Here is a 22796-nt window from a genome sequence, read left to right as displayed (position 1 = left end):
ACTAAACATCCAGATACAGAAACACCCGCAGGCGAGTAACAGAGCGGCTAGCCTTGAAAGTTTCCGGTTTATGACGGGAGATTTTCCGTGTACGCACGTCGTGATGTCCTACGCGCAGGTGCAGCATTGGGGTTGCTGGCTGCTGCCAGCCCTTGGCTGCACGCTGCCGTGCCGGCTGGTTTGCTAGCCCGTAAAATACCGTCCACCGGTGAAGCGTTGCCGGTGATCGGTGCCGGTACTTCCGGCAGTTTCGAGGTAGTAAGCGGTTCACCCCAATACCTTCAGCTCAAAACCGTGCTGAAGGCGTTCTTCGAAGGCGGCGGCCGGGTGATCGACACCTCGCCCAACTACGGGGGGGCCGACCGCATTCTCGGCCAGTTGCTGGAAGAGGGCGGCTGGCACCGCCAGTGCTTCATTGCCACCAAAATCGCCGCCAATAGCCGGGCTGAAGCCCAGGCGCAGTGGTTCGGCAGCCTCAAGAGCCTGCGTACCGACAAGGTGGACTTGCTGCAGATTCACAACCTGCGTGACTGGCAGACCCAGCTGCCTTATGCCCGCGAGTTGAAGCAGCAGGGCGGGACACGTTATGTCGGCATCACCCATTACCTGAACAGTGGCCACGACGACGTTGCCCGTATCGTACGCAGCGAGCCGCTGGACTTCATCCAGATCAACTACGCGGTCAATGCTCCCGACGCCGCCCGTGAACTGCTGCCACTGTGCCAGGACAAGGGTGTTGCGGTACTGATCAACCGGGCCTTCGACGATGGCCGGCTGTTCGCCCGGGTCAAGGGCCAGGCCTTGCCGGGCTGGGCCGCCGAGACAGGCATCGGCAGCTGGGCACAGCTATTTCTCAAGTTCGCCATCAGCCACCCGGCAGTGACCACGGTCATACCTGCTACCAGTCGGCCTGACCGCCAGCTCGATCAGCTCAAGGCCGGGCATGGGCCAATGCTCACCCAGGCGCAGCAACAGGCGCTGATCAAGCAGTTTGCCTGACACCATGCAAGCCTGGCGGCGGCGCCTGGACCAAGCGCTGAACATCCAGCCTGGTGAGGGGGCGGCGGTAGTCGCCGGCTTGTTGCTGTTCTACCTGTTGTTCACCGGTTACTTCATGCTGCGCCCGGTGCGCGAGACCATGGGCGTTGCCGGTGGCGTGGAAAACCTGCAGTGGCTGTTCACCGGCACCTTCATTGCCACGTTGGCGTGCCTGCCGCTGTTTGGCTGGCTAGCATCCAAGGTGCAGCGCAGGCATATCCTGCCTTGGACCTATGGCTTTTTCGCCAGCAACCTGTTGCTGTTCGCGGCACTGTTGGCCGCTAACCCTGACGATCTGTGGACCGCCCGGGCCTTCTACATCTGGCTGTCGGTGTTCAATTTGCTGACGATCTCGCTGGCCTGGAGCGTGCTCGCCGATCTGTTTTCCACCGCCCAAGGCAAGCGCCTGTTCGGCCTGCTGGCAGCCGGGGCCAGCCTGGGCGGGCTCAGTGGCCCCATGCTTGGCACCTTGCTGGTGGCGCCGCTCGGACATGCCGGGTTGCTGGTGCTGGCCGCGGTATTGCTGCTGGGCAGTGTCGGCGCGACACTGTTTCTACAACGCTGGCGAGCACACCAGCCCATGCCGATGCAAACCCGGCACCAGGACTCGCGGCCGCTGGGCGGCAACCCGTTTACCGGCGCCACCGCCGTCCTGCGCTCGCCCTATCTGCTAGGCATCGCTTTGTTCGTGGTATTGCTGGCCAGCGTCAGCACATTCTTGTACTTCGAGCAGGCGCGTATTGTCAGCGAAACCTTCACTGACCGCACCCGGCAGACACAGGTATTCGGGCTGATCGACACGGCTGTGCAGGCCCTGGCCATCCTTACCCAGGTCTTTGTTACCGGGCGCCTGGCCCGTCGGCTGGGGGTCGGTGTGTTGCTGGTTGCAGTGCCGCTGGTAATGGCTGCTGGTTTTTTGTGGCTGGCACTGGCCCCGGTGTTCGCCCTGTTCGTGGTGGCGATGGTAGTGCGCCGGGCGGGTGAATACGCATTGGTACGGCCAGGGCGGGAGATGCTGTTCACCGTGCTGCCCGCCGAGGACAAGTACAAAGCCAAGAACTTCATCGACACGGTGGTCTACCGCGGCGGCGATGCCCTGAGCGGCTGGGTCAAGCGTGCACTGGACGTGTTGGGCGAGCACCCGCAATTGGCGATGCTGATCGGTGCGCTGCTTGCCGTGGGCTGGGCCGCGACAGGTGGCTGGCTGGGCCGGCGCCAGGCGCGCATGGAGAGCCCGCCGCACCACTGACAAGCGCACCCAATATGGCAATGTCGCTGAACGCCACCGGCCCGAACCTCTCGTAATAAAGCGAATCTGCCGATATCGCCGAGACTTGCATTTAGGCTGTGTTGGCCGACAATGGCCGCGCCCTTTGCAGCCACTCGGAAACACCTGCTCCATGATGCTGATCAAGCAATTCCCCGACATTTCCCTGGATGACACGCTGTTCGTCTTTGCCCTCGAGGCCGAGGCTGGCGATGTCTTTACCGAGGTGAACACCGTGTTCACCGGCATTGGCAAGGTCAATGCCGCGATCGCCCTGACCAAGGCGATCGCAACGCGCAGGCCCAAACTTATCGTCAACCTGGGCTCGGCTGGCAGCCAGCGTCATGGCAAGGGCGAAGTCGTGTGCTGTAACCGCTTCGTACAACGCGACATGGATGTGACCGCGCTGGGCTTTGCCCGCTATGAAACGCCCTTGTCCGATACCCCGGTGGTACTCGAGCACGGGGCGGTAATTCCCGGCCTGGCTGTGGAAACCTGTGGCAGCGGTGACAGCTTCGAGATCAACCATGGCGACGCACCTTATGACGTGGTCGACATGGAAGCCTACGTACTGGCATTGATCGCGCGTGGCGAAGGTATTCCGTTCGTGTGCCTGAAATACATTTCCGATGACGCCGGCAGCGATGCCGCGGGGGATTGGGCAGTGCAAGTGCACCTGGCGGCCGAAGCGTTCAAACGGGTGCTGTTCAGCCAGGCGTGACGGTTGCCGCAGGGCAGGGCAGCTAAACCTTTGTCGCCCGGCGCAGTCACTTCTGGTATCAGCAGGCAACCCTGGGAGCACCCTCATGGCTCGGGCAATCTGGAAAGGCGCCATCAGTTTTGGCCTTGTGCACATCCCCGTGGCACTCAATACCGCCGTGCGCACCGAGCGTGTGGACTTCGACTGGCTGGACAAGCGCAGCATGGAGCCGGTCGGCTACAAGCGGGTGAACAAGGTGACCGGTAAGGAAATCGACAAGGACAATATCGTCAAGGGCGTAGAGTTCGAGAAGGGCCGCTATGTGGTGATCAGTGAGGAGGAGATCCGCAAGGCCCGGCCCGAAGCGACCCAGACGATCGATATCTTTTCATTTGTGGAAGCGGGCGATATTCCGCTGCAGCATTTCGATACGCCGTACTACCTGACCCCGGACCGCCGTGGCGGCAAGGTGTACGCCTTGCTGCGCGAGACGCTGGAAAAGACCGGCAAGGTGGCACTGGCCACTGTGGTACTGCATACCCGGCAGCACCTGGCGCTGCTGCGGCCGCTGGAGGATGCGCTGGTGATGATCACCTTGCGCTGGCCTGAAGAGGTGCGCGGGCTGGAAACGCTGGAGCTGGACTCCAGCGTCACCGACAGTAAGGTGGAGAAGCGCGAGCTGGAGATGGCCAAGCGCCTGGTAGAAGACATGAGCGGGCCCTGGAAGCCTGAGGATTATCATGACGCCTTCCGCCAGACGATCATGGACCTGGTGGAAGAGAAAGCCAGCAAGGGCAAGATCGAGGCGGTGGAGAAGGGCGACGCAGGTGGGGCCGAGAAAGGTGCGGACATCCTCGACCTTACCGAACTGCTCAAACGCAGCCTGGGTGGCAAGAAACCGGTGAAAAAAGCGCGCAAAGCTTCATGAACACTGCCGAAATCCCAGTGATTTCAGGACTGCGCCTGTAACCCGGCCAGGTAATCCCCAAACCCCTCGCGGGCGCGGCTATCGCGCCGGCTGCTGGTGGCCACACTATGCCTGGCGGTCCAGATGATCTGGGCACCGCTGGCCTGCAGGTCGCTGACCAGTTGCACATCTTCATGCGCCGCCAGGGGCTGGAAGCCACCTACACGCTCATAAGCATCGGTACATACCCCCAGATTCGCGCCGTGCACATGCCGATGCCCTTCATACGCCTGGTAGCGGCTCTGGTACAGCTTGCGCAGCGCGGCGGTCTGCCAGGGTTGCCAGTACTCGACATGCACGGTGCCGCAAACCACCTCGGCGCTACAGGCCAGCTGCGACAGCAGCCAGTGCGCAGGGACTCGGCTGTCAGCATCAGTGCATGCCAGCCACGTGGCGCCACGCTCGACCATGTGCGCCGCCCCAACACGACGTGCCATGCCGACATTACCGGCATCCACCTCCAGCGTGTGTACACCGAAACGCCGCGCCACGGCGGCGCTGCCGTCGCTGCAGCGGTCCAGCACCACCAGCACTTCCACGTGCAGCCCCGTTTGCTGCGCCTGCCGGGCAGCCACCAGCACCGCCCGCAGGCATCGCCCAAGGCGGCGGGCTTCGTTATGCGCAGGGATGACAACGGCAATCATGGGCACGTCTCATCGAGATCGACAACGCTTGGCTGGCATGACCAGCACTCCAGCAAAAAGTCCGCCTCCTCATGCCGGAACTGCAGATGCAACGGCAAATGCCGGGTCAACATACGGTGCACCTCGCGACCATCCTGCGGGCAACCCGCGATAGGGTGCTTCCAGTGGCAGGCCAGTAGCGTGCCGTCGTAGCCAAGGCTGGCCACCGATTGTTCGATCACTTGCAGCCAGTCAGTGGGATCAAGGTAATAGCCCACCTCGCTGAGCACGATCAGGTCAAAGCGCCCGCCCGGCCAGTCCCCCGGTAGCCGGGCCCGCTCGACCGTAGCATTGTGCACGTGAGCCAGGCGTTCGCGGGCCAGGCCTACGGCTGTCGGGTCCAGGTCTTGGCACAGCAGCTCGGCGCAACGCTCGGCCAGCAGCGCACTGAGCTCACCATTCGCGCAGGCAGGCTCGAACACACGCTGATAGCACTGCCGTGGCAGGCTGGCCATCACCAGCTCGCGTTTGCGCTTCTCATACCAGCGGGTGCGGAAGGCCCAAGGGTCTTCATTGGTGGCGTATAGCTCGGCAAAATACTGTGGATCAAGGCTCATGACAGCTCCATTCAAAGGAACACCAGTTCGAAAGGTTGCAGAAGGCAATCCAGCAGGTGTGGCGGTAGCACCGGCGGCTGCTCGCCGTCCGGCTGCAACTGGCTGACGTGGGCGGCCAAAGCCTTGCGCTTGCGTGCCAGACGGCTTTCATCGAGCTGCATGCGGTGCGCACGGGGCCATGGCAGGCGCGGGTCGTCAGGCTCAGCCCAGTGCCAGGCCCAGACTGGTACCTCAGCCAATTGCACCCCACGGTTTGCCGCCGCATGCGCAGCGGCGCGGCCAACGGCCTCGTGATCGCAATGGCCGTCACTGCGCCAGGTGGCCATCAGTAGGTCATCGGGGCGCAGTAACTGCGTGAGGTAACTGACCAGAAACGCTTCTTCGCGCGGCAACTGGCCGTCCTTCAGATGGAGCCTGCGCCAGTCCAGGCGCTCAAGGTCCAGGCCGAGCTGTTGCAGGGCCTGTCGGCTTTCCTGGGGGCGCTGGCGGCGCAAGCGATGTTCGGTCCAATGGCTGGAGCCGGGGTGGCTGCCTTCGCCGTCGGTGGCGGAGATCAGCACCAGCTCATCCTCGCGCCCCTTGAAACCTGCCAGCAGGCCGCCGGCCATGAGAATTTCGTCATCCGGATGCGGCGCAATCAATACCAGCCGGCGCCCCGGCGGGCACAGTTGGCGTGAGTCGAGCCAGGTCGCACGCGCCAGGTGCGCGCTTTGCTGCCATGCGGCCCACGGCGTGCCATCCGCGGACTGGATGAGGTTCTGGCTCATAGCTGCCACACCCCGGCTGGCAAACGGGCCAACTGCTGGCCGAGCATCGCCAGATCGCGCTCGGCATGGCTTTGGCGCAGGAACACCGGCAGGTCGGCGCTCAGCCGGGAAAAATGACTGCTGCGACAGAACGGCGTGGCCCCCAAGGCACGACCGACGTGGCTGATAACCTGCTCTACGGCCTGTTCTACCTGGGCGCGGGTGCGGCGAACTTCGAAACTGGCATCCACGCCGGGCTGTTGATCGATCCAGGCAGCACACTCACGCAGTGACGCCCGGGCGCCATGCAACGCAGCGTCCACAGCCCCCAGATGCGCATCGGCATGCGGGTCTGGGCGGGGTTTGCGGCAATGTTCACGCAGGTAATCCGCCAGCGCCTCGGCCGCGCCGTACCAGCAGGCGGCGATACCCGCACCGCCTTGCCAGAAGCCAGGGCGCGAAAGGTATTGGCCTGGCGTGCCGATGAGCGTGCCTGGGGTATCGTTGAACGCCACCTCGACACTGGCGGTAGTGGCCATGCCAACGGCCTGCCAGTGTTCGATGTTCAGGCCCTGGCTTGGCTGCGACAGCTCGATTGCCACCAATTGCGGCTGCTCGGCCTCATCCCAGGCGGTAATCAGCGCGCGATCGATCTGCAAGGCACCGGAACACCAGGCTTTGGTGCCGTTCAGGCGCACCTGGTCGCCTTCACGCGCAGTGATGAGGACCCGTGCATCGGGCGGCTCTGCCGCCCACACGCCCCAGATGCCGTCGTTGGCGTGGTGCGCTGCGCCGCATTCCGCGAGGATCGCCAACGCATCGGTATGGCCCTCATAGAGCTTGGCCAACGCCAGGTCGCAACCTGCCACCCGTGCCAAGGTCTGCCAGCGCAGCAAAGTGTTGCCTTGCCCCGGCAGCGGTAGCAGGTCGAGGTGATCAGCTTGCAGCGCCTGGATCAGTTGCGGCAATTGGCTGTCGAGGTTGAGCGGTAACTGGCGTTCGCCAAAGGTGCGTAACAGGCGGTCAAGGGTGGTCAGGTTGAAGTCCTGAACGATGCTCATGGGCGGGCCTCCCGGTTCGTGTCCAATCGCTGTGGCGTCATCATTCGAGCCCTAGCTGCTTGCGCCTGCGCGCGGTGATCGACTGGCGTACCTTGCCCATGTCGGCCCAAGGGTCGTCGACCTCCGCCAGGCGCTCGCGCAGGTTGGTGATGTTCCATTGATTGGCGCTTTTTATTTGCGCCAGTTCCTCACGCCAGACAGGTACCGATACAGGCAGCCCGTCACGGGCACGCAGTGAATAGGCGCACGCCGTGGTGGCGCCCTTGCCATTGCGCAGGTAGTCGATGAAGATGCGTCCCACGCGATTTTTCGGCCCCGACACCGCGCTCAGGCGCTCCGGGAACAGCTTGGCCAGGTAATTGACGATGGCGTGGCTGAAGTCCTTGACCTCGTCCCACCCGGTTCGCCGGGTCAAGGGCACGACCACGTGAATACCCTTGCCACCACTGGTTTTCAGAAACACCTTCAGGCCCAGCTCGTCCAGCAGGGTGAGGGTCAGTTGGGTCGCCTCCACCATTGCCTTCCAGGGCAGCGCGGGGTCAGGGTCCAGGTCGAGGACAAAACGGTCCGGTTTGTCGAAGTCCTTGTCCGTGGCGTTCCAGGTGTGCAGCTCCAGCATGTTCATCTGCACCGCGCCCAGCAGCGTGTCCGGGCGATTGATGACCATCGCCGCCTGGCCTGCCTCGGCCTTTTCATAGCTGATTAGGTTGGGTATGTGCAGCTGGCCCGCGTTTTTCTGGAAGAACAGCTCGCCGCCCAGACCGTCCGGGGCGCGCACCAATGCCACCGGGCGGTGCTTGAGCTGGGGCAGGATCCACTGGCTGATGCCGGCGTAATACTCGGCTACCTCGAGCTTGGTCACCCCAGTGGTGGGATCAATGACCCGGTCGGGGTGGGTCAGGCGGAGTTCACCCAGGTTTTCAGACGCCTTGGCCTGCTTGTTGCGGTTGGATACAGTCGTTGCGGGCATGGCGCGCTCCAGGTCAATGGCGGTTGCCGCCTTGTCATCGCGCAGTCCGTGGAATACCGAGTGGCGCACGATGCCGTCACGGGTCATTTGGGCATAGGCGACTTCGGCCAACAGCTGGGGCCGCAGCCAGTGCACACCACGCGCCTGGGCACCGGCAGGCGGCGAGGGCAGGGCTGGCCTGGCGATTTCCAGGGGCTTGAGCCGCGCGTGGATGCTGCCCAGTGTCGTGGTATTGAAGCCGGTACCTACCTTCCCGGCATAGCGCAGCTCGCCACTTTCGTTGTCGTGCAGGGCCAGCAGCAGGGCACCAAAGCCGCTGCGGCTGCCTTTGGGGTCGGTGTAGCCGACGATCACGAATTCCTGGCGTTGCTTGCACTTGAGCTTGATCCAGTCTGGGCTGCGGCGGCCGCTGTAAACACTGTCAGCTCGCTTTCCGATCAGGCCTTCCAGCTTCAGCCGGCAGGCACTGTCGAGCAGTGACCCGACAGGTTGGTCGAAGTCGGCGGAATACTTGATGACGTCGGAATGGTTGTGTTCAAGCAGTTGGCGCAATGTATCGCGGCGGTTCTGCAGCGGTAGCTGTCGCAGGTCCTGACCGCCCAGAAAAGGCAGGTCGAACAGGTAATAAGTGATGTGTTCGTCGTGCTCGGTATCGAAGGCGTTCTGCAACGCCTGGAAGTCAGCCATGCCATTCTCATCAGCCACCACCATTTCGCCGTCGAGCCAGGCCGAGTCGATACTGAGTGCGCGCAGGGCAGCAACCTGCCGGGGCATCTTGCTGCTCCAGTCATGGCCGTTGCGGGTGAACAGGCGGATGTCCTGGCCCTCGATACGGGCGAGGATACGGTAGCCATCGAACTTGACTTCGTAGCGCCAGTCGCCGCTGGGTGGAGAATCCACTAGCGTGGCCAGCTGCGGCGGCAGCTGCGCTGGCAACGGTGCAGTCTGAGCTTTGCCAGGGCGTTTACGGCTGCTGCGCGGTGTAGCGGCTTTTTTCGCAGCGGGTTTGCGTGGCACCAGCGTGCGTTCGCTGAGCACACTGTCGGGCAGGGCCTCGACAATGCTGTACTCCGCTTCGCTGCGCGCCTGGGCATCGTGTGACTTGACCAGCATCCATTGCTCTTTCTTGCCGGCCAGGTGGGTGCGGAACAGGTTCCACACGCCGCCAAGCTTCTCACCTTGCAGGCGGAAACGCAGCTTGCCTTTGGCGTAGCCTTCATGGGCATCGACTTCAGGCTCCCAAGTGCCACGGTCCCAGACGATCACGTCCCCTGCACCATAGTGGCCTTCCGGGATATGGCCCTCGAAATTGGCGTAGTCCAGCGGGTGGTCCTCCACATGCACTGCCAGGCGGCGCACATTGGGGTCCAGCGAAGGGCCTTTGGGGATTGCCCAGCTTTTCAAGGTGCCATCGAGTTCCAGGCGGAAGTCGTAGTGCAAATGGCTGGCGTCGTGTTTCTGGATGCAGAACTGCAGCGCATGAGCCCGCTTGCCCCGGATGCGTTTGCCGGCGGGCTCGGGTGTGGCGTTGAAGTTGCGCTTGCGCGCGTATTCCTGCAGGGGCTTGGCCATGGCGGGCTCCGGGCAGATCACAGTCTCTAAGGTGGGAGGCGTCGGCCGAGGCGGTAGTTCAAAAAACTCTGAATCTTCCCTGAGCTGGCGCAGTCGACCGAATGAAGCCAACTGATGGAGAACGCACATGACCCGACCCGACGAACCTAAGCCGTACACACCCACCGAAATCGATGACACCGAAGACCGCATGGGCAGCGTGCATGAGCTGGATTTCGATGAACGCCTGGATGAGCGTGAAGGGCGTGTGGGCGACGAACGACCGGCCGCCGAAGTCGCCCGTGAGTTTCCCCCCCGACGCGTGGCGCAGAGTGGCATGACAGGCGGCGAGGCGCTGAGTGACAGCCTGCATGAGGACAATGTTACCGATGACGATTTGAGCCCGGACACGCTGCTTGACGAAACCGGTGCCCGCGATCCCCACGAGGCGGGCGGCAGAGGCGGTCCGGCAGACCAACGCCTGCGGCAGGTGGATGCCGATGAGATTGGTGGCGGCATTGGCCTGGACGAGGCCGAACTGGCCCGCTCTGCGCCGCTGGATGGGGTGCCCTGGACCGATGATGTGATTGACGACGAGGAGAGCAAGCCATGAACGATCAACGCTGCGCGTGCACGCACTGTTCCTGCACGGTGGATGCCAATGCCTTGGAGCGCGACGGTAAGGCATATTGCTGCGAGGCCTGCGCCAGCGGCCACCGCAAGGGTGAGCCATGCCGGATGCAGGACTGCCATTGTGGTGAAAAGCCGGGCGAGAATGCGGTGGACAATGCGCTGGATGAAACCTATCCGGCGAGTGACCCCATTTCGCCCTGAGGCCGATAGGCGGGCTGCCCTTTCACCCGGGCGCCAGTCATTGGGGCCTCGGGTGTTGCGTTGCCTGCTTCGCGGGTAAACCCGCTCCTACATTTACGGCGCATGGCTTGCGCGGGGTTGGTTTCTTGGCGCGCGCCCCCGTAGGCACGGGTTCACCCGCGAACACCGGCGCAGCCGGTGCCATGCAACGAGTTGCCTGCTTCGCGGGTAAACCCGCTCCTACATTTACGGCGCATGGCTCGGGGTTGGTTTCCTGGCGCGCGCCCCCCGTAGGAGCGGGTTCACCCGCGAACACCGGCGCAGCCGGTGCCACGCAACGCGTCGCATTTGTCACCTCCAGCGCACATGGCCCCTTTCAGGTCTGGGCAGGCTTGTCGCGCCGGCGCATGGCCTTGGCGCGCTTTTCCAGGATCAGGTAGGTCACCACCGCCAACAGCAGCGGAATCAGGTAGTACAGCGTGCGGTAGCCGAGCAGGGCAGCCACCAGCGTGCCTTGGGCCATCTGCCCATGCAGCAGGGCCAGAAACACCGCCTCCAGCACGCCCAGCCCCGCAGGGATGTGCGCAACCACCCCAGCCACACAACTGATCAGCAGGATGCCGAGAATCGACGGGTAGAAGGCTTCGCCCGGTAGCAACCAGAAGATCAGCAGCGCCATCAGCGCCCAGTTGCTGGCACCCAGCACCACCTGGCAAAGCGCCAGACGCAGCGAGGGCAGCGTCACTTCGTGGTCGCGCCAGCACCAGGTGCGCTTCTTGGCAAAACCACAGGCCAGCAGGTAGCCGCCCGCAATCGCCAGCAGCAGCAAGCCGATCAGGCGCAGGCCTGTAGTGCCTACCGCCCAGTTGCCGGGCATCTCGACCAGGCCCAGGGCGAAGACGGTGCCGGCCAGCAGCATGTAACCCATCCAGTTGGTCAACAGGCCCAAGGTGAGGATTCGCGTAATGGTCGCGGTATCCAGGCCCAGTCGGCCATAGAGCCGGTAGCGCAAGGCAACCCCGCCTACCCAGGTAGTGAAGTTGAGGTTGAAGGCATAACACACGAACGCGACTGGCAATACCTGACGGGCAGGTAGTGTATGGCCGGTGTAAGCCCGGGCGAGCAGGTCGTAACTGGCAAACGCGAAATAGCTGCACAACGCGATCGCCAAGCCGATGACAAGGGTGCCAGGTTTGTAGGCCAGCAAAGACTGGCGCACTTCATTCCAGTCCAGATTGCGCGCCAGCAGGTACAACAGCACAGGGATCAGGATCAGGAACGCAAGCGTAAACAAGCGTTTGCCCCAGGTTTGCCAGTTTTTGCCCGCCATCAGGAATTGCCCTCGTGCAGTTTGCCCTGGGGTTCGGCGTCCGGCTGCAGCGAGCGTAATCGCTGCCGGTGCGCAGGGAACCAACCCGCAATGCGCGGGAAGTGACGGATCACGTGGAAACACACGAAGATCAACGGTGCTCGCCACCAGTAGCCGCGAATCATCCGCTCCAAGGTAACCGGTTTGCATTGCTCGCTGGCCAGTGCTTGCAAATGCTGGTGCAGTTGCTGGTTGAAGGCTCGATCACGAATGAACAGGTTGGCCTCCAGGTTGAACGACAGGCTCAGAGGATCGAGGTTGCTGGAGCCAACGGTGGCCCACTGGTCGTCTACCAGTGCCACCTTGCCGTGCAACGGCCGCTGGCAGTACTCATGAATCATCACGCCGTCGCGCAGCAGGTAGTTGTATAGCAGGCGCGACAGCGCACGTACCCAGCGCATGTCAGGCTGGCCCTGCAAAATCAAGTGAACCTCCACGCCACGCCGGGCCGCGTTACGCAACTCTCGCATCAACCGATAGCCTGGAAAGAAGTACGCATTGGCGACCACGATGCGTTGCCTGGCCTTGCGAAAAGCCTGAAGGTAGTACGCTTCTATATCGTTACTGCGCATCCCGTTGTCCCGCTCGATCAACACCGCGTCGCTCCCCCCGGCAGGCTCGGTAACCGGGCGCACCGCACTGGGGGGCTGCAACACGGGGGACATCAGGCGCTTGCTGGAGGCATGTACCTGCGCCACCACCGGGCCGGTGACCTCCACGGCATAGTCCTGCTTGGCCATGGCACCAAAGTCACCCAAATGGTCGGCGCTGTAGTTGATACCGCCGATGAAGGCCCGCTCGCCATCGACCACCACGATCTTGCGGTGCAAACGGCGGAACAGGTTAGTGCGCATGCCTAACAACCGGGGTTGTGGATCGAACGCGTGAAAGCTTACGCCCGCATCGGTCATCGCTGAAATGAATGCAGCCGGCAGGTCGGCTGTGCCGTAGCCGTCCGCAGCCACTTCCACGCGCACACCACGCCGGGCAGCGTCGATCAACACCTGCTGCAATTGCTGGCCCACCTTGTCGTCGAAGATGATGAAGGTTTCCAGCAGTATTTCTTCCCGCGCCTTGGCCATGGCCTCGAACACGCGGGGGTAGTACTGCTCGCCATTGATCAGCAACTGCACGCTGTTGCCCTCTACCCAAGGTCGGTTCACAGGTTGATCTCCGCAGCCAGTGGTACGTGGTCGGACAGATGCGACCACGGGTATTTCGACAGCACCTGGGCAGCGCCCGGCATGGCGTTACGCACGTAGATGCGGTCCAGACGCAACAACGGCAGGCGCGCCGGGAAACTGCGCGCTGGGGTGCCGAAGGCCTCTGTCAGGTGCTCGCTCAGCACCGCGTCCGCCTTCAGCCGCCAGTCGTTGAAATCGCCGGCGATGATGACCGGCGCTGTGGGCGGCAGGCTGGCCAGCAGGTCCAGCATCAGCTTCACCTGGCTCTGCCGGTGGGCTTCCCGCAGGCCCAGGTGTACGCATACCGCATGCACCTCGTCATGGCCCGGCACCTCCAGCTGGCAATGCAGCAGGCCACGCTGTTCATTGCCCTGCACCGAGACATCCAGGTTGTCGAAGCGGCTGATGGGGAATTTCGACAGCAGTGCGTTGCCGTGATCGCCATGTGGATACACGGCATTGCGACCGTAGGCGAACTGCGGCCACATGCTGTCGGCCAGAAACTCGTACTGCGGTGTTTCTGGCCAGGCAGGGTGGCGCAAGGCGTGCTGCTGATGACTGCCGTGCACCTCTTGCAGAAACACCAGGTCGGCGCCGGTGGCGCGCACCGCCTCGCGCAACTCGGGCAAGATGAAGCGCCGGTTGAAGAAGGTGAAGCCTTTGTGCACGTTCAGCGTCAACACATTGAGCCGGCGTACAGCGGTCACCTTGTCGATGATGCAGCGTGGGGTGGGCAGGGTCTTGTTCACAAGGCCACCTCCGGCACCATGCCAGGCTCAGTCATCAGCTCATGGTCCAACGACAGCTTTTGCAGCAAGCGCCTGGCGTCGTATGGCGCGTGAACCTTCTGGTCGTTGTCGAAGTAGCAGTATACATCCCGTGTCGCACGCCGAGGCGGCGGCCCCGGCACGATCAGACGGGCATCGTCCGCCTGGTTACCTTCACTCCATTGCTGGATACGTTGTTTCCAGCGCCGTAGCGCGCGTGCGGTATATCCGCTGCTGTACAGCTCCACATCCCCGTGCAGGCGCATGTAGACGAAGTCGGCGGTCACATCTTCGACACAGGGCCACTTGCCGGCGCTGTCGGCAACCACCAGCGCCACGCGATGCTTGCGTAACAGCTTGATGAAGGCTTCGCAGAGAAAGCTCTCGTGGCGGATTTCCACGGCGTGACGCAAGCGTGCATTGCCCTTGATGGCAAGGCTGCCATTGCCCTTGAGGCGTTCGGTGCAGCCTTGGGCGCGTTCACGGGCCGCTTTGCGGGTGTGAGGCAGCAGCTCGAAAAACCGGGCAAAACGGTCTTCATCGAACTTCATGCTGGGAGGGAACTGCCACAGGAACGGCCCGAGCTTTTCGCCCAACAGCAGCGGCCCGGAGGCAAAAAAGTTGGCCACTGGCTCTTCGATGTCCTTCAGCCGCCGCACATGGGTGATATAGCGCGGCCCCTTGACCGCGAACACGAAGCCGTCCGGTGTTTGTTCACGCCAGCCCAGATAGCGCTCGGGCGTTTGCAGGCTGTAGAACGAGCCATTGATCTCGATGCTGTTCACCGCCCGTGAAGCGAATGCCAGTTCATCGTCCTGCTTCAGGCCTTTGGGGTAGAAATCCTTGCGCCAGGGGCCATAGCGCCACCCGGAGATACCGATGCGAATATCGCTCACGCTGCCGTCCTCACTGCCGGTTCCTTGTTCGGTCGCTCTGAAGGTGCGACCGGCAAAGGCCGGCGAGGGTTCACAACGCTTGACCAACGGAAATGCTGACGCCGAGTTGAACTTTGTAGCGGCTGGCGTCTCCACCGCATACCCGCTTCATGGCAGGGTGCCAGGACCAAGTGCGCTATCTAATGGCCTATCCCAGGATACTGGCGCCGCAGGAAGCGCTGGCAAACGGGATGATCCACGCAATCGACGAGATGCCGATCGAGGCGGATGCAGCTCAGTGGAGTGTGCACGCTTAGCTTACCGAACTGACGCAGCAGTGCCCGGGTCACAAGCCAGCAAGGAACGGATCAGGGACTTGATCTCGCCCTTCACCGCAGCCACCTGGTCCAGGTGGGCAAAGCGGCAATCGGAGATTTCATGTCGGGCCTTGGGTTGCGGTGCGTCGGCAAACTCCGCTGCGAACACGTAATGCATCCGTTCTGGCGTTTCGTGGCGCATCAACAAAATCAGCGACTCAGCCTGTAGGCCGGTCTCTTCCAGCAACTCCCGCTCGGCGGCCTGCATTGGCGTCTCGCCGGGTTCGATCTTGCCGCCTGGAAGGGTCCAGGGCGCGTTGGGCTTTCTTACCCACAACCATTTATGGCGCTGCTTGCCATGCCGGCAAATAATGGTAGCGCGATGCTTGACTGGCTTCATTCAGGCTCCTGGGCGAGTCCCTTATTGCATGAAGTTTGGGCCTTGGTTGGCAATGAACGTTGCGTTGAAGCTGACGAACGGTCACCTCCGTCACGCAAACATCTTGCCTGCGTGTTTTTCATGCCCCCGGTCAGCTGACGCCAAAGCCACTGAGCGCAACATGAGCCGGGGTCTCGGAACCTAGGCAGGGGCACACATTCGGCCACTGGCACCAAAGGTTCGACAAAATTTTGAATCTTCTGGTCACGGCCAGATCAATCAAAATGTCATCCATGGAGAAGAGGAGGCCCCCTGCGATGCCTAGCCCACAGCTGTACATAATTGATTACAAACTGCATGACCAGCCGCGCAGCTTCATCATTCGCCTGGAACGTCTGGATAATGCCGAGGCCTGGCATTGGGCAAGTTGTGATGCGGGCATCGGCATCATTCCCAAGTTCGGTCGCGAGAAGATCAGGAAAGTCAGTCGGCCGATGGCCGAGCGTTACGGCATTACCGCCGTGAGCTGGCGGATTTCGGGGAGCAAGCCCAACCAGTCGGTGGGCGATCCGGCGGCGATGGTTTAATAGCTCGCTTGCAACCGGTAGAAGAAACTGCAGGAGCGGACGTGCCCGCTCCTGCAGGGTACGCTGATACTCATAGTGTCAGGCGCCAGACTCAGGGTCGCTGGCCGGGACGCCGGGCCGGTTTTCCTCATCATCAGTCACATTGGGGTCGGTATCCGGGTCGTCTGCCCGATCATTGCGTCGATCCGGCTCCAGCTCCGGCCAGTCATCTTCAACATTGCCGCCACCCATTCGCAGTAGGGAATCCATGGTGCAGTCCTCGTTCATGATCCTCATAAACTAAGAGCGACAGGTGCACGCCAGAGGTCCACTGAGCATTGGCAGTCGCTGACCAACGGTTTCAAATGCCTGAATACTTCACGGCAGCCACGTAGGTGCATTGATCCCAAGTGCCTTGAGCTGCTACCGGCCTCTTCGCGGGTGAACCCGCTCCTACGAGGGCGCTGTGCAGTACCGGGCAAAGGCGGCTTGCCCGGGAAGAGGCCAGTAGATTCAACACATCATGCTGGCTTTTTCAGCACCAAGGTCAGGATGTCATAGCTGGCCACCAGTTCACCCAGCTGATTGGTTACCTCCACATCCCATGCCACCACCCCCTGCGGCTGCCCCAGCGGGCTGGTCTTGCCCTGGTCGATCTTGCGCTTGCAGGTCAGGCGCGCCTGGATGGTATCGCCAATGCCCACCGGGTTGATGAAGCGCAGGGTGTCCAGCCCATAGTTGGCCAGCACCGGGCCGGCACCGGGCGACACGAACAGCCCGGCCGCTGCCGACAGTACGAAGTAACCGTGGGCAATGCGTTTACCGAACTGCGACGCCTTGGCGGCGATTTCGTCGAAGTGCATATAGAAATGGTCGCCGGAGAGGCAGCCGAAATTGACCAGGTCAGCTTCCGTCACGGTGCGGCGATGGGTGAGCAGCGACTCGCCGATACGCAACTGCTCGAAGTAGCGACGGAACGGGTGCACTTCGGTTTCGATCACTTCGCCGCCGCGCACGTACTCGCCGGTGACCGCCGTGAGCATGCTCGGCGAGCCTTGTACTGCCGCGCGCTGCAGGTAGTGCTTGACCGCACGCAGGCCACCCAGCTCTTCACCACCACCGGCGCGGCCCGGGCCACCGTGCTTGAGCTGCGGCAGTGGCGAGCCGTGACCGGTGGACTCTTTGGCGGCCTGGCTATCGAGCACCAGCAGTCGGCCATGCCAGGCAGCAGCCACCGGGATAGCCTTGGCGGCCACGCTGCGGTCGGCGGTGACCAGGGTCGCCACCAGGCTGCCTTTGCCACGGGCAGCCAGTGCCAAGGCCTCGTCGAGGTCGTCATAGGCCATCAGCGTACTGACCGGGCCGAACGCTTCGATGTCGTGGGCGCCGCCCTCGGCATGCGGGTCGCGGGCCTGCAACAAGGTTGGCGCAAAGAACGCGCCTTCAGCCACGCCTTCGCCACGCGGGGCAAAGCCATCGCTGGCGCCAAACAGTTGATCACAACTCTGCAGCAGGCTGCGCACCCGCTCGCCAACGTCGCGCTGTTGGTCATGGGAGGCCAGGGCCCCCATGCGCACACCTTCCAGCGACGGGTCGCCAACCACGACCTTGCTCAGGCGCTCGCGCAGGCGGGTGGCAACGGCATCCAGGTGCCTGGCCGGGACGATCGCCCGGCGGATGGCGGTGCATTTCTGCCCGGCTTTAGTGGTCATTTCACGCACCACTTCCTTGATGTACAGGTCGAACTCTTCGCTGTCCGGTGTCACGTCCGGGCCGAGGATGGCGCAGTTGAGCGAGTCGGCCTCGGCAGTGAACGGCACCGAGTTGCGAATCAGATTGGGCGTCACGCGCAATTTGGCAGCGGTATCGGCAGAACCAGTGAAAGTCACCACGTCCTGGCCTTGCAGGCGGTCGAGCAGGTCGCCGGTGCTGCCTATAACAAGCTGCAGGCTGCCTTCGGGCAGCAGGCCTGAGGCATTCATCAGGCGCACCACGGCCTCGGTCAAATAGCTGGTCGAGGTCGCCGGCTTGACGATGCAGGGCATACCGGCGAGGAACGTCGGGGCAAATTTTTCGAGCATGCCCCAGATGGGGAAGTTGAACGCGTTGATGTGCACCGCAACGCCTGCCCGTGGCACCAGGATGTGACTGCCGGCGAAATGGCCTTGCTTGCCCAACGGTATGGCTGGGCCCTCGTGCACCAGGTTACCCGACGGCAGCTCGCGGCTGCCTATACCGGCATAGGAGAACAGCGTGGCGTTGCCGCCTTCGATGTCGATCCAGCTGTCGGCACGGGTGGCACCGCTGTGGAGCGACAGGGCGTAGAGCTGCTCCTTGCGTTCGGCCAGGTACAGGGCCAGGGCTTTGAGGCGTTGGGCACGCTGTTGGAAATCCATGCGCATCAGCGAGGCAAGGCCACGTGCACGCGCGTAGTCCACAGCTTCGGCGAAGTCTGGGCGCTCTTCATGGCTGTAGGCCAGTACGTGGCCGTCGAGGGCGCTGCGCAGGGCCTGGGCACCGTGCTGGCCGAGCCAACGGCCGGCGATGAAACTTTGCAGAGTAGGGGCGGCAGACATGCTGTTCTCCATGCTGTTCAAAATGTGAGGGGCGCTGTTACCACAGCGCCAGGGTGTAGCCGATGATCAGGCGGTTTTCGTCCACGGCGTTGGTCAGGCCGTTGCCGGAGCGGAAGGTGACATTGCGCCAGCGCAGGCTGACGTCTTTAAGCGGGCCGCTCTGAATGACATAAGCGATGTCGGTGTCGCGCTCGCGCTCGCGGCCATTGGTCACGGTGGCAGTTTCGGCGTGGCGACCGTCGGTGTAGCGGGTCATGAAACTCAGGCCGGGGATGCCCGTGGCAACGAAGTCGTAGTCGTAGCGTACTTGCCAAGAGTCCAGCCCGGCGCGGGTGAAGGTGTTGTAGGTGACCAGGTTGACGGTGAACGGGTCGCCGCCGTTGACGAACGGGAAGGCGCTGTCACCGGACATCTGCTGCCAGGTGGCGGTGAACTTGTGCGCCCGCACGCCCAGCGTGAACATGGCGTTGAAGTTACGGTTGTCAATGTTGCCGGCACGCTCGGCGCCGTCGTTGCGGCTGTCGAAGTAGCGCAGGTCACTGCGCAGGCTCACACCTTCTGCCAGTGGGCGGGTGTCGATCAGCCCGACGAATTGCTGACGGTAGATGTCCTGGAGCTTGGCGTAGTAATAGCTGACCGTGGTTTGCGGCGTGATGGCGTAGCTGCCACCACCAAAGTCCAGGTGGTCACTGCTGGCAGCGCCATAGCCGATGTCGTCGCGACCAGAGGAATCGCGCAGATTGGCCTTGGTCAGGCGCCCGGCATTGAAGGTGAGGCCATCGAGGTCCTGACTGGTGAGCAGCCCCCCCTGGAAGGTGGACGCCAGCAGGCGGGTGTCGTTGTACACCACCACCGGCAGGATCGGCTGCAAGGTGCCCAGGCGCAAGGTGCTCTTGGACACACGAACCTTGCCGGTCAGGCCCAGCTCACTGTACTCGTCGACCGGTTCGTGGCTGTTCGGGCCAAACGGCAGCAGGCCGGTGTTGCGACGGTCGCGGCTGGAGTCGAGCTTGATGCCCAACTGCCCCAGCGCGTCCACGCCAAAGCCGACCGGGCCCTCGGTAAAACCCGATTCCAGCTTGGCGGTAAAGCCCTGGCCCCATTCCTCGGCCTTGGCCTGCGGGGCGTTGCTTTGGCGGAAGTCGCGGTTGAGGTAGTGGTTGCGCAGCTCCAGGCGAGCATGGCTGTCGCCGATGAAGTCGGCCAGCGCGGGCATGGGCAGGGCGAGGGTGGCCAGCCAGGCGGCTGACAGGAAGTGTGTGCGGTTCATTGTTGTTGTTTTACCCGACATGTCTGTTCGTCCTTGAAGTCAGTGTTTGCTGGCGCCAGCCGCACCGATACCGGTCATGGAGCGGATGAACTGGCCCAGGTAGCGGCCACGCTCTTCAACGGCACGTTCGGAGCTGTCGGTAACCGAGAACACCCAGGCACTGAGGAAGGCCAGGCTCATGGAGAACAGTGCCGGGTTGCTGTAGGGGAACAGCGCCGTTTCGTTGTGCAGCACGTTGACCCACACTGCCGGGCCCAGCACCACCAACAGCACCGCCGAGACCAGCCCGGCCATGCTGCCGCACACCGCGCCGCGGGTGGTCAGGCCTTTCCAGAACATCGAAAGGAGCAGCACCGGGAAGTTGACCGAAGCGGCCACCGCCAGCACCAGGCCGGAGAGGAAGGCAATGTTCTGCGACTCGAACATCAGGCCCAGGATCACTGCCAGCAGGCCTATGACCAGCGTGGCGATGCGCGACACGCGCATTTCCTCTTGCTCGGTGGCCTTGCCTTTGCGCATCACGCAGGCATACAGGTCGTGGGACACTGCCGAAGCCCCGGACAGCGCCAGGCCGGCAACCACCGCCAGAATGGTGGCGAAGGCCACGGCAGAGATGAAGCCGAGGAACAGGTTGCCACCCACGGCCTGGGCCAGGTGCACGGCGACCATGTTGCCACCACCGATGATTGCGCCGGAGGCGTCGCGGTAGGACGGCTCGGTGCCGACCATGACGATGGCGCCAAAGCCGACAATGATCAGCAGCAGGTAGAAGTAACCAATGAAACCGGTGGCATAGAACACGCTCTTGCGTGCTTCCTTGGCATCACTGACAGTGAAGAAGCGCATCAGGATATGCGGCAGGCCAGCGGTGCCGAACATCATGCCCAAACCGAGGGAAATGGCGTCCACCGGGTTGGACAACAAGCCCCCTGGGGCCATGATCGCCTGGCCCTTGGCATGCACGGCCACGGCGCTGGCAAACATGGCCTCGGTGCTGAAGCCGAAGTGCTTGAGCACCATGAAAGCCATGAAACTGGTGCCCGACAGCAGCATTACCGCCTTGATGATCTGCACCCAGGTGGTGGCGAGCATGCCACCGAAGGTGACATAGGCAACCATCAGCACGCCGACCAGCATCACGGCGTACAGGTAGCTGATGCCGAACAGCAACTCGATCAGCTTGCCGGCACCGACCATTTGCGCCACCAGGTACATCAGCGCCACCACCAGGGTGCCGAAAGCCGAGGTCAAGCGCACCGGGGTTTGCGCCAGCCGGTAGCTGACCACGTCGGCGAAGGTGTACTTGCCCAGGTTGCGCAGCCGCTCGGCAATCAGGAACAGGATGATCGGCCAGCCTGCCAGGACACCGAGGGCATACAACAGGCCGTCGTAGCCGTTCATGAACATCATCGCGGAAATGCCCAGGAACGAAGCAGCACTGATCATGTCCCCAGCGATCGCCAGGCCGTTCTGCATGCCGGTCAGGCCCCCGCCGGCGGTGTAGAAGTCGCTGGCCGAGCGGGTCCGCAGGGCAGCCCAGCGGGTGACCAGCAGGGTGAAGCAGACAAACACCATGAACATCGAAATGGCTGTCCAGTTCATTGTGCGCACTCCTGCTTGACCTTGTCGTTGAGCGGGTCGAGCACGTTGTTGGCGCGGTGCACATAGATGCCGGTCAGGGCAAAGGACAGCAGCACCATCAGCACGCCCACCAGCATGCCGACAGTGGTTACGCCGCCGCTGAGGGACTGGCCGAGGGTGCTGGGCGAGAACGCGACCAGCAGGACGAAGCCGTAGTAGACCACCAGCATGGCCAGGGTCAGGCTGCCGTTCAGGCGGCGTTTGCGCCGCACCAGGTGCTGGAAGTCGGGGTGGTTGGCGATGCTTTCTATGCGTTCGGGTGTCATAGGTTGCGATCTCTGGGTGTTGTAATTGTTTTGTTGAGGTCACGCGGGGTATTGCGTTGCTGCTTAGGCCCTTCGCAGGCAGGAGGCTGCCATAGGGTCTTGCGCAGCCCCTGTAGGAGCGGGTTTACCCGCGAAGCAGTCGACTCGGTCTACAACTGGTCGAAGTCCAGCACCACCTTGTCGCTCACCGGGTAGGTCTGGCACGACAGCACATACCCGGCCGCCACTTCGTAATCTTCGAGGGCATGGTTGCTGTCCATTTCCACTTCGCCCTCGATCACCCGGCACTTGCAGGTGGAGCACACGCCGGCCTTGCACGAGTAGGGCAGCTCGGCGCCGATGGCGTTGCCGGCGTCCAGTACGTTCTGGGTGTTGCGCGGCAGGTCGAAGCTCAGTGCCCGGCCGTCGCTGATTACGGTGATATGGCTAAGCGCCGAATCCACCTGGCGTGCCGCCTCACGGGCTTCGCGGCGGGCCTCGCTGCCGGCGGCGGCGAACAGCTCGAAGTGAATGCGTTCCTTGGCCATGCCGTTGGCCTGCAGGCTGTCACGCACGGTTTCGGTCATCGCCTGCGGGCCGCAGATGAATGCCGCGTCCAGGCCGGCAACGTCCAGCCAGCGCGAAAACAGTTGGCCGCATTTGTCAGCGTCGATGCGGCCGTTGTACAGGTCGACGTCCTGCTGTTCGCGGCTGAACACGAAAATCAGGTTCAAACGGTCGAGGTAACGGTTTTTCAGGTCTTCGAGCTTGTCGCGGAACAGCGCCCCCGAACTGGAGCGGTTGCCGTACAGCAAGGTGAAACGGCTGTGCGGCTCGCTAGCCAGCGTAGTGGCGATGATCGACAGTATCGGGGTGATGCCGCTGCCGGCGGCCACCCCCAGATAGTTGCCCTGGCGAGCCGGGTCCAGAGGCACAAAGAAGCTCCCCGATGGCGGCATCACTTCCAGCTGCTGGCCGGCCTTGAGCACTTCATTGGCAAATGCCGAGAAGCGCCCGCCCGGCACGCGCTTGACGGCCACGCGCAGCTCGCCGTCCTGCACGGCGCTGCAGATGGAGTAGGAGCGGCGGACTTCTTCGTTGTCCAGCTGGGTACGCATGACCAGGTACTGGCCCTGAGTGAAGCGGAACTGGTCCTGCAGGTGCTCGGGCACATCGAAGGCAATCGATACCGCATCACGGGTCTCATTGCGCACTTGCTTGATGGTCAGGCTATGAAACTGGCTCATGGTGGTC

The 22796-nt window shown here is 62.8% G+C and carries 22 protein-coding genes and 2 pseudogenes; 8 read left to right on the top strand and 16 right to left on the bottom strand.

From position 1 onward, the window contains the following. The first annotated feature begins 87 nt into the window (after positions 1-87). The 4 genes from ACYCCG_RS14190 to ku all read left to right on the top strand — a co-directional run bounded on the left by ACYCCG_RS14190 (position 88) and on the right by ku (position 3933). On the top strand, positions 88-999 hold the full coding sequence (locus ACYCCG_RS14190; RefSeq protein WP_252461349.1) for an aldo/keto reductase: 912 nt from the start codon (positions 88-90) through the stop codon (positions 997-999). Between the two features lie 4 nt (positions 1000-1003). Further along, the gene (locus tag ACYCCG_RS14185; RefSeq protein ID WP_252461351.1) at positions 1004-2287 is read left to right on the top strand and encodes an NTP/NDP exchange transporter; all 1284 of its coding nucleotides are present in this window, start codon (positions 1004-1006) and stop codon (positions 2285-2287) included. A 151-nt stretch (positions 2288-2438) separates the two neighbouring features. After that, positions 2439-3026: a phosphorylase family protein gene (locus ACYCCG_RS14180; RefSeq protein ID WP_209966134.1), complete on the top strand. Its 588-nt coding sequence runs from the start codon at positions 2439-2441 to the stop codon at positions 3024-3026. Positions 3027-3111: 85 nt separating this feature from the next. Then, positions 3112-3933, top strand: coding sequence for a non-homologous end joining protein Ku (ku, locus tag ACYCCG_RS14175; protein WP_459670854.1), 822 nt, complete (start codon positions 3112-3114; stop codon positions 3931-3933). Positions 3934-3956: 23 nt separating this feature from the next. Here the strand turns inward: ku and ACYCCG_RS14170 are convergent, their stop codons facing one another. From ACYCCG_RS14170 to ligD, 5 genes are read right to left on the bottom strand one after another with little or no spacing between them, the layout of a single operon-like run. Then, complete coding sequence (locus ACYCCG_RS14170) at positions 3957-4616, bottom strand: glycosyltransferase family 2 protein (RefSeq protein ID WP_339443238.1); 660 nt, start codon at positions 4614-4616, stop codon at positions 3957-3959. Continuing rightward, positions 4613-5212, bottom strand: a complete 600-nt coding sequence (locus ACYCCG_RS14165) for a class I SAM-dependent methyltransferase (RefSeq protein WP_209966127.1) — start codon at positions 5210-5212, stop codon at positions 4613-4615. The genes ACYCCG_RS14170 and ACYCCG_RS14165 overlap by 4 nt, the downstream gene beginning before the upstream one ends. Positions 5213-5223: 11 nt before the next feature. Next, a complete protein-coding gene (locus ACYCCG_RS14160; RefSeq protein ID WP_459670852.1) occupies positions 5224-5979 on the bottom strand; it encodes a PIG-L deacetylase family protein in 756 nt (251 codons plus the stop codon). Then, on the bottom strand, positions 5976-7019 hold the full coding sequence (locus ACYCCG_RS14155; protein WP_209966123.1) for an acyl-CoA dehydrogenase family protein: 1044 nt from the start codon (positions 7017-7019) through the stop codon (positions 5976-5978). Before ACYCCG_RS14155 ends, ACYCCG_RS14160 begins: the two co-directional genes overlap by 4 nt. Before the next feature lie 40 nt (positions 7020-7059). Next, a complete protein-coding gene (gene ligD, locus ACYCCG_RS14150; protein ID WP_339443239.1) occupies positions 7060-9561 on the bottom strand; it encodes a DNA ligase D in 2502 nt (833 codons plus the stop codon). Positions 9562-9688: 127 nt separating this feature from the next. On the opposite strand from ligD, the gene ACYCCG_RS14145 reads away from it, so the two are divergent. Together ACYCCG_RS14145 and ACYCCG_RS14140 are read left to right on the top strand one after the other, a co-directional pair. Then, the gene (locus ACYCCG_RS14145; protein ID WP_459670850.1) at positions 9689-10153 is read left to right on the top strand and encodes a phosphotransferase system, HPr-related protein; all 465 of its coding nucleotides are present in this window, start codon (positions 9689-9691) and stop codon (positions 10151-10153) included. Continuing rightward, positions 10150-10374, top strand: a complete 225-nt coding sequence (locus ACYCCG_RS14140) for a metallothionein (RefSeq protein ID WP_339533448.1) — start codon at positions 10150-10152, stop codon at positions 10372-10374. Before ACYCCG_RS14145 ends, ACYCCG_RS14140 begins: the two co-directional genes overlap by 4 nt. A 355-nt stretch (positions 10375-10729) precedes the next feature. Here ACYCCG_RS14140 and ACYCCG_RS14135 read toward each other — a convergent pair whose 3' ends face one another. The 4 genes from ACYCCG_RS14135 to ACYCCG_RS14120 are packed head-to-tail and all read right to left on the bottom strand — an operon-like array spanning position 10730 to position 14704. Further along, positions 10730-11683: a lysylphosphatidylglycerol synthase domain-containing protein gene (locus ACYCCG_RS14135; RefSeq protein ID WP_176684230.1), complete on the bottom strand. Its 954-nt coding sequence runs from the start codon at positions 11681-11683 to the stop codon at positions 10730-10732. Continuing rightward, positions 11683-12885, bottom strand: coding sequence for a cardiolipin synthase ClsB (gene clsB, locus ACYCCG_RS14130; RefSeq protein ID WP_176684229.1), 1203 nt, complete (start codon positions 12883-12885; stop codon positions 11683-11685). The genes ACYCCG_RS14135 and clsB overlap by 1 nt, the downstream gene beginning before the upstream one ends. Continuing rightward, positions 12882-13655 (bottom strand): endonuclease/exonuclease/phosphatase family protein, encoded by a 774-nt coding sequence (locus ACYCCG_RS14125; RefSeq protein ID WP_176684228.1) that lies wholly within the window; start codon positions 13653-13655, stop codon positions 12882-12884. Before ACYCCG_RS14125 ends, clsB begins: the two co-directional genes overlap by 4 nt. Further along, positions 13652-14704: a DUF72 domain-containing protein gene (locus tag ACYCCG_RS14120; protein ID WP_209966115.1), complete on the bottom strand. Its 1053-nt coding sequence runs from the start codon at positions 14702-14704 to the stop codon at positions 13652-13654. The genes ACYCCG_RS14125 and ACYCCG_RS14120 overlap by 4 nt, the downstream gene beginning before the upstream one ends. A 29-nt stretch (positions 14705-14733) precedes the next feature. On the opposite strand from ACYCCG_RS14120, the pseudogene ACYCCG_RS14115 reads away from it, so the two are divergent. Beyond that, positions 14734-14865: pseudogene (locus tag ACYCCG_RS14115) on the top strand (Clp protease); the annotation flags it as partial. Between the two features lies 1 nt (position 14866). Here ACYCCG_RS14115 and ACYCCG_RS14110 read toward each other — a convergent pair. Then, positions 14867-15265, bottom strand: coding sequence for an NUDIX hydrolase (locus ACYCCG_RS14110; RefSeq protein WP_252461368.1), 399 nt, complete (start codon positions 15263-15265; stop codon positions 14867-14869). Between the two features lie 296 nt (positions 15266-15561). Here ACYCCG_RS14110 and ACYCCG_RS14105 point away from each other — a divergent pair, with 296 nt between their 5' ends. Further along, entirely contained in the window at positions 15562-15831 is a 270-nt protein-coding gene (locus ACYCCG_RS14105) for a DUF6555 family protein (protein ID WP_004374494.1), read from the top strand. Positions 15832-15909: 78 nt separating this feature from the next. Here the strand turns inward: ACYCCG_RS14105 and ACYCCG_RS14100 are convergent, their stop codons facing one another. From ACYCCG_RS14100 to paaE, 6 genes and pseudogenes are all read right to left on the bottom strand, one after another. Further along, the gene (locus ACYCCG_RS14100) at positions 15910-16080 is read right to left on the bottom strand and encodes a hypothetical protein (RefSeq protein ID WP_155295227.1); all 171 of its coding nucleotides are present in this window, start codon (positions 16078-16080) and stop codon (positions 15910-15912) included. A gap of 251 nt (positions 16081-16331) precedes the next feature. Then, the gene (paaZ, locus tag ACYCCG_RS14095) at positions 16332-18386 is read right to left on the bottom strand and encodes a phenylacetic acid degradation bifunctional protein PaaZ (RefSeq protein WP_459670846.1); all 2055 of its coding nucleotides are present in this window, start codon (positions 18384-18386) and stop codon (positions 16332-16334) included. A gap of 37 nt (positions 18387-18423) precedes the next feature. Further along, positions 18424-19656, bottom strand: a complete 1233-nt coding sequence (locus ACYCCG_RS14090; protein ID WP_459670844.1) for an OprD family porin — start codon at positions 19654-19656, stop codon at positions 18424-18426. 39 nt (positions 19657-19695) lie between these two features. Next, a pseudogene (locus tag ACYCCG_RS14085) lies at positions 19696-21264 on the bottom strand (cation acetate symporter); the annotation flags it as partial. Further along, positions 21255-21563, bottom strand: a complete 309-nt coding sequence (locus ACYCCG_RS14080) for a DUF485 domain-containing protein (protein ID WP_004374508.1) — start codon at positions 21561-21563, stop codon at positions 21255-21257. The gene ACYCCG_RS14080 and the pseudogene ACYCCG_RS14085, both read right to left, overlap by 10 nt. 149 nt (positions 21564-21712) lie before the next feature. Continuing rightward, on the bottom strand, positions 21713-22789 hold the full coding sequence (gene paaE, locus ACYCCG_RS14075; RefSeq protein ID WP_070383930.1) for a 1,2-phenylacetyl-CoA epoxidase subunit PaaE: 1077 nt from the start codon (positions 22787-22789) through the stop codon (positions 21713-21715). Positions 22790-22796 lie beyond the last annotated feature (7 nt).

This window comes from Pseudomonas sp. VEM90 (genome assembly GCF_054611535.1).
The sequence above is the reverse complement of the archived record's forward strand: the minus strand, read 5'-3'. Positions and strand labels throughout refer to the sequence as shown.